The organism is Peribacillus sp., from assembly GCF_059453735.1.
This window is the reverse complement of record NZ_JAZVJO010000374.1, coordinates 1-6,644: the sequence shown is the minus strand read 5'-3', so window position 1 is coordinate 6,644 and position 6,644 is coordinate 1. Positions and strand designations below refer to the sequence as shown.

The 6,644-nt window shown below is 39.4% G+C and carries 8 protein-coding genes; all 8 read right to left on the bottom strand.

All coding sequences use genetic code 11. From position 1 onward, the window contains the following. A partial coding sequence (locus AC52RT_RS12165; RefSeq protein ID WP_495540989.1) for a DEAD/DEAH box helicase occupies positions 1-1,538 on the bottom strand: 1,538 nt, incomplete at its 3' end. A gap of 197 nt (positions 1,539-1,735) precedes the next feature. Next, positions 1,736-2,851, bottom strand: a complete 1,116-nt coding sequence (locus AC52RT_RS12160) for a hypothetical protein (protein ID WP_495540988.1) — start codon at positions 2,849-2,851, stop codon at positions 1,736-1,738. A gap of 207 nt (positions 2,852-3,058) precedes the next feature. Continuing rightward, positions 3,059-3,310 (bottom strand): hypothetical protein, encoded by a 252-nt coding sequence (locus AC52RT_RS12155; RefSeq protein WP_495540987.1) that lies wholly within the window; start codon positions 3,308-3,310, stop codon positions 3,059-3,061. Between the two features lie 130 nt (positions 3,311-3,440). Then, a complete protein-coding gene (locus AC52RT_RS12150) occupies positions 3,441-3,782 on the bottom strand; it encodes a hypothetical protein (RefSeq protein WP_495540986.1) in 342 nt (113 codons plus the stop codon). 11 nt (positions 3,783-3,793) lie between these two features. Further along, positions 3,794-4,972, bottom strand: a complete 1,179-nt coding sequence (locus AC52RT_RS12145) for an Alp7A family actin-like protein (RefSeq protein WP_495540985.1) — start codon at positions 4,970-4,972, stop codon at positions 3,794-3,796. A gap of 502 nt (positions 4,973-5,474) precedes the next feature. Further along, positions 5,475-5,834 carry a hypothetical protein gene (locus tag AC52RT_RS12140; protein ID WP_495540984.1) on the bottom strand — a complete coding sequence of 120 codons (360 nt, stop codon included), beginning with the start codon at positions 5,832-5,834 and terminating at the stop codon, positions 5,475-5,477. A gap of 29 nt (positions 5,835-5,863) precedes the next feature. Beyond that, complete coding sequence (locus tag AC52RT_RS12135) at positions 5,864-6,373, bottom strand: RNase H family protein (RefSeq protein WP_495540983.1); 510 nt, start codon at positions 6,371-6,373, stop codon at positions 5,864-5,866. Between the two features lie 59 nt (positions 6,374-6,432). Continuing rightward, positions 6,433-6,644: hypothetical protein (locus tag AC52RT_RS12130; protein WP_495540982.1), on the bottom strand; the 212-nt coding region annotated here is incomplete at its 5' end.

Genomic DNA, 6,644 nt, shown 5'->3' with positions numbered 1-6,644 from the left:
GTTGAAACAAAGATTTTGGCTTGGGGGTCTTCTCTGAATGTTTGAACGGCATTTTCCTTCTCACGATCGGACAACTGACCGGTATAAAGAACGGCGTTGTTAAAGCGTCTGCAGATAGTGCGAGCCATTCTTTCATATTCCGTGAAGACAACTATTTTAGAATTCGGTTCATCGTTCATTACTTGCTTAACAAAGTCTGTTAAAGCATCCAGCTTGGGGGATTTCTTAATATCCTTATCGGATAATCCAAGCTCTTTTACGATTGCTTTTGACATTTGGGATGCATCAGGATGCACCAGTAGTTCTGGGGTATCGCAGTTCTCAATCATGAAAGTCTGCAGTCCTTGTATCACACCATCGTAATACTCTTTGGCTTGATCGGGTCCCATCAGGATCCCATTGATAACAATGGTCCCATTCAACTTCTTGGATTTTTCCTTTATATCTTCCAGTTTATCCATTAGGACGGATTGAATGGCTTCCTGGGCATCGGTCATTTCTAGGAACATATGAGAATGCTGCACCTTAGGCAGCTGTTGCTGAATTTCTGGCATTTCTTTCGTCCGGCGTATAAAGTGAGGAGAAATCTTATGATACAGTTCTCCAAGTTTCTTCGCACCGGTTATCCCGTAACGGCTGTGATATTCACAGTAAGTTTCTCTGAATATCTCCCAGCTTCCTAAGATATCAGGATCAACAAAATTAAACAGGCTCCACACTTCTTCTGCTTTTGACTGCACAGGGGTAGCTGTTGCTATATATCTATAAGGAATATCTCTCAATTGGTAGCAGGCCGCGGCATTTTGCGAAGGCTTGATGTTCAAGAATTTGTCTGTTACACCAGATTTGATTTTTTGTGCTTCATCAAGTGCGACTACATCAAATTTAATCTTCTTGATTTCCTTCATATATTTTTCGCTTCTGAGAGTTTCATAATTCACCACAAGATAGCGAACATCTTCTCTTTGGGCGAATCCTTTAATCAATTTCACTCTGCGAGCCGGAGGTCCATACACGGGGATTGCTGTTTCGTTTGCGAATTTCTCTATTTCTCTTGCCCACTGTCTTTTAAGTGAGTTCAGCGTAACAATCAAAACCCTCTTGGCTTTCCCTCTGTTCATTAATATTTGGCATGCGCCGATTATTTGGGGGGTCTTCCCTAGCCCAACACCATCGAAAATGGCAGCTCTTCCACGATCAGCAAGATAATGTGAGCCGACTTTCTGGTAAGGATAAGGTTTAGTAGCCCAAGATTTAAAGTCATCATCATTTTCCCAAGAAAGATGCTTAAGGACAAGTTCGTCTTCTACATCATATCCTTTTACTATTTCACGAAGCGGTTGTGTCCAGATGATTTGGTTATCAAAATACCGGAGCAAATCTCCGAGTGATTCTTTGCCGAACATCCACTCACCTGTCTCCCGCTTAAAGGAACGGCCGGAAATATTGCATACTTTCTCTAGGGTGTAATCAAATGTATCAGCAGTATCAAGAATTCTCACATACAAATTCCCGTACTGTTCACGTACTTGTATCAAATAACCACTCCTTCCCAAGGAGATAAATTTCGAATCAAACGATTATAACTCATTATACATTGGCACCATCTGTTTATCAAGAAAATGCTTGATATTACAAGGTTTTTGGGCTTTTTAAGCCAAAAGGATAACATTGATTTGGGGGGTCTTGCAAAAAATAAAATGGAGACACAAAAAGTGCCTCCACTCTATTCTGGTTAATTAGTTCCCCAAGGTAGTTCATCATCCTTTATATCGAGAGGAACATTCGGTTGAGAAAAATCATTTTCTTGAACTTGGGAATTTCCTTGAACTGAAGCACTTGGATGTTCTGGAACTGTTCCAAACTGCAGGCCATTGTTAGGTATAAATGGAGCTTGCTGTTCAGCTTGAAAATTCATAGGTGCTTGCGGTGGCAAACCATTCGTAGCTGGCGCCGGATTAGGCGCGCCCATGCCAGGTACAGCAAAAGCAGGCACAAAGTTATTAGTATTCATTGGCTGTTGTGATCCGCTTAAAGGAATGCCACTATTTTGTGCAGGCAATCCTTGCTCTAAAGCTAATTCAAACGCTCTGGACATTAATGTTTGCTCATAGATATAAGCAAGTGCCTTATACTCACTGCTGATGACTTGAATGTACTCTGGAGGAGCACTATTCACATCGACTGAGAAGGATCTGTCCGGATTGATTGCGTACTGTCCATTGTTAACAGCAAGCTTAGCTTTCAAATAAGGCTGCTGATTCGATTGTTGATGGACACGATAGAATCTTCCCTTCCTTGGAGCAAAGTTAGCATTGAATTCTTTGAATGTGTCTGTGTTACGATCCCAACGATCATTATCAGTTCCAACTATATAATATGAACCATCATTTGTATTAGACAGAACAACAACAAAAGGAATGCTCATCATGTGGAATGGTGATGCATCATCGATGACAGTCAACACAACAGAGACAGACTTTTGCTGAGAAGTAACAGTCAATCGAACTGATTTATCAGGCTCATAAATTGCACGAGTACGACCTTCTGATAATTGTTCCACTTGCATGCCTTGCAAGAAGTAATAGTTTGCAGTAAGAATCAGATTGTGAAGCTCAGAAAATCTTCCGATATGCAATTCTGAGAATGTTTCAGATCCATCGTACAGACGAGTTCCGTTATCTTGTGCAACCGGATTGTACTGAACATACCAGCCGGAAGTGAAAGATTGACTAACATCTGTCACTAGAATAGGAAACCTTGTTTTACCATTACGTGTGACAGGAGGTTTAACCTCCACTTTAATTGAACTAGCGATAGATGATTTAACAGCGTTTAATATGTTTGACATTTGAAATGTCCCCTTTCAGAAATGGTTTTTTATATTCGGTAAGCAGATAAATAAACAGGGTATTGGATGGCAAATGACTGCCATCCCCTGCTCAAAAGAATTTGTGAAAAAAATCCCGCATTGCCAGTACAATAAACAGCAGCGGGATTAAATATATTTGACCAGTTAAACATGCTAATATAAGTAAGACGACACACACATTGTATGTCATATTAAGACAGCAGCTTTAAGCAAAATACGCTCAACAATATGTTTTTCATCTTCAAGCATAACCACTTGAGACATCTTATAGATAGCAAGATCAATACTGCCAGCAGTGATATCAAGCTCGATCTCTTTATTTAAGTGATCGATAGCATTGGAAAGAAAAATGTGCAAGACATTCGGCTCTTTACCGGCAAGCATGTTACGAAGTTCCTTTTTAGATTCTACAGATTTGATTTGATTGATTAATGTCATAATAATGACCTCCTTAAAATAGTAACACTTTCACCTAAATGCCCTGGTAAGGGCAGTCGTCATGAAACTGCATGTTTCTAACAACGACAAAAAAGCCCCCTGACAATGCCAGGAGGCTTTTTTCTTGCTATTAGAAGTCCAACATATCGGTTGATTCCATGTCCGGATTATATTCAGCAGGATCATCCGAAGGATCGTGCATTCTAACTAAGCTTTCAATATTGTTCTCAGTTGAATCAGATTGGCCGTCATTAAACAAATGCTTGATGTCATTTACTTTGCTATAAATATCATCCAATTCGACTTTTAGGGATTCAAGCCTTTTTTCAGCCTGAATCCCTTTCAGATCCTCTTCAACTAAAGCAATAATGTATTGTGATAATTGGTTTCTATCCGCTTTCTTTATGAATTGGTTGTACACCTCATCACTCATCGTGTTCGTAACAATACCAAATCTTTGTTTGCGAATCATAAGTTATCACCTTATTTCTTTGCAGCTAATTCCGAGTTGTGAGCTTCAATATCTAATCCATAAATGTTTAAGAATCGAGCTGTTTGATCAGGCTCAATGTGATGATAATTATTAAATACATCTTCACTATAATGCTCAATCACATATTCTTTTATGAATTTGCGTAAAATCGGAGCAACGCCGCCAAAGTAATTAAATTTGTATTTCACACCTTGCTCACTTGGGAACGCATCAATAATGGCAGGCATGATTGTGTATGTGTATTCTTTCAATGCGCTCTCAATAATGTCTGTGAGATCCGTTGTCTCCCCTGTTTTACCATCTTCCAACACATAAGATTCATTGCTGTAATGATCCACAATGAATTGTTCAACATCTTTCGTTGATTTAAATCGATAGGTGCGCAATTTTTGTGAATACAACTCTTTTAATGATCCAAGGAAAGGCAGCTCTGTGATTGTTTTGAATTCATCTCTTGAGCGAGGTAATCCTAATCCTTTCAATAATCTTACAAGATCAATTGTACCGCCACCAAGATCGATATTAATTGTTTGGACATCTTTAAACTTATCAGCGATCGGATTCTTTTTCAGATTGGATTGATATTTCAATGCAGTAGTTGCGACCAAGCCTTCGACACCACATATGCTCTTTTTGACGTTCACCTTAATTGTCTTCTCGCAACCTTTAGTGAATACATCAAACTCAAATTCTCCCTCAAAGCGGGATGCCATGTAATTTGTCTTATCGGAGAACTTATCTCCATTCAACGCTTCCCAGATTGGCAGCATTGTGCGGAACTGGTTGATGGTAATCTCGGATTTCCCTTTTGAGTCTTTTTCGTTATGTACTTCTTGCTCTGCATCATAAATGGCAAGTGCTGCATAGAACAGATACATAGGTAAATCGGATGTACTCTTTTCATGCAATTTAGCGATGTGATCATCGTTCCCTAATCTTTTTTGTGCTGCTTCACCGATGAGGACATACTTGCCATCTACCTTCAGCATAAGGGAATCTTTTAATTCTTCTTTTGGAATGCTGCCTGAATAATAGGCTTGTGCTTGTTTTTCGGTTAATATCACTCGTGATGACGGGATTTCTTTAATGTCAGAAACAAGTCCATCAAACATTGCAAATGCTGTTGAATTCCCGAAATCAAAGACTAATCGCTTAATTTCTAGCTTCATTTCAATACTCCTCCTTGCGTGTTAACATCTCGCACTAATATTATAACCATAAAAACATAGGGAATGTCAACACAATTACTAGTAAAAATAAGCTTTATAAGAGATTGTGTTAACACTTTTAACAATGCAACAAAGTGTTAACACAATGGTTGAAAACGTTGATAAATATAGGTTTTAGGATGAATAATAAGTGAATCATTCCTTAGTAATGGTGAATCACTGCTACACAATGATGTAACAATGATGCATTAACATTATTCGGGACACCGAAAGGTGCCCCTTACACTAAACTAAGGAGTGGGTGCTAATCAGGCAACCCTGACCACAAATGAATCAATAAGGATTCCAAAGCGGATAAATGCCTGATCAAAGGAAGTAATGATGCTTATCTTGTGAATCACAATAAGGATCATTATGCATAATAAGTGACGATGCCATAAAAGGCACCGTCACAGGTGGAATTATTCTTGGACAGAAAATAACCTCACACCAATAAAGTATTTCAATGTGTTTTCTTAGCGATCGGAATGAAGACCGTATCTCCAGCCCGCATATGGCTTGGAGATTTAATGTTGTTTTTATCCAGTGCAAGAGCCACGAAATCACGGGCATCCCAGCCAGGAGGCATAAACTCTTGGTTCTGATCCTGCACAATATTAAATAAGCTGTCTTTTTCCTGCACATGATATTCCATGTATTCTATCTCATACGAAACAAAGTAGGGAGAGACAAAGGACCAGATAAAATAACCTGCCATCACTGTGCAGGCGATTAGTAGAGAAACTCTCTCCCAATTCCAGCCACGATGCACAGGTTCCTCGCTCCATTGATGGGCAACATCTTTTTCTAAAGCTATCGACATATGAATTCACCTCCTTTCAAGAAGCATCTTCAGACGAAAGCAACCTCTAACAGATTAGTCTTTTTTCCTTTCTCGAGGTATTCAGATGATTTATGAATAGCAACCAGTCTATTAGGATGATCCATCGTTTCTGCATTCTGAAGAATAATCCGGTGAGCCATCACTCGTGCCTTATCAGTGAGGATAGAGTGGATCTGCTGCCACAAGTCGATGTGTTGTGGTGGCTCACCTTTAGAAGTAAGCCAATCATTTTTGTACCAATTGTACATATTCTTATTGATGCCAGCGCTGACTTGGACGACAGAAGTATAAATATCAAGAATGACCGGTTTGTTCAATTGATGCAGGCCATTAATGATAGCCAACAATGTCATCCTTGTTGGTGTGGTATCTACTGAATAGCCACCTATTGTCTTGGTATATTCAGTACCATTGATGACACAATGTAAATTTGCACACCAACCGCCATTACGTTCCTGATCCGTGGAACCGGCAATCCACATGTTGACCTTGATCTTGTCATATTCAGCTTTTGACATGTCGATATCCTCCAATTTATTTGATTGCATAAAAAAAAGACACCTAACTCGTGGTCCCCTTAGACTTGCATATCAACGAGCTTCCCTTTTGAATTAAAGGTTTTAGTCGGCTGATAAGGCTGATAGATCCTTATCTCACGGCGTTTGCACTCCATGTCAATAATGTTAAGCAGTGAGTTGGCACGCATAAGTTGCCCTTGAGTATAGAACACTTTGGCATTAAACAATAATTTAAGCAAATCGTGTGGCAGAGCAGGGTCTGCCAGAGGAA

Coding starts and splice junctions, on each gene's coding strand:
- AC52RT_RS12140 (WP_495540984.1), bottom strand. CDS start 5,834: ATGTCGATAGCTTTAGAAAAAGATGTTGCCCATCAATGGAGCGAGGAA.
- AC52RT_RS12145 (WP_495540985.1), bottom strand. CDS start 4,972: ATGAAGCTAGAAATTAAGCGATTAGTCTTTGATTTCGGGAATTCAACA.
- AC52RT_RS12155 (WP_495540987.1), bottom strand. CDS start 3,310: ATGACATTAATCAATCAAATCAAATCTGTAGAATCTAAAAAGGAACTT.
- AC52RT_RS12160 (WP_495540988.1), bottom strand. CDS start 2,851: ATGTCAAACATATTAAACGCTGTTAAATCATCTATCGCTAGTTCAATT.
- AC52RT_RS12150 (WP_495540986.1), bottom strand. CDS start 3,782: ATGATTCGCAAACAAAGATTTGGTATTGTTACGAACACGATGAGTGAT.
- AC52RT_RS12135 (WP_495540983.1), bottom strand. CDS start 6,373: ATGTCAAAAGCTGAATATGACAAGATCAAGGTCAACATGTGGATTGCC.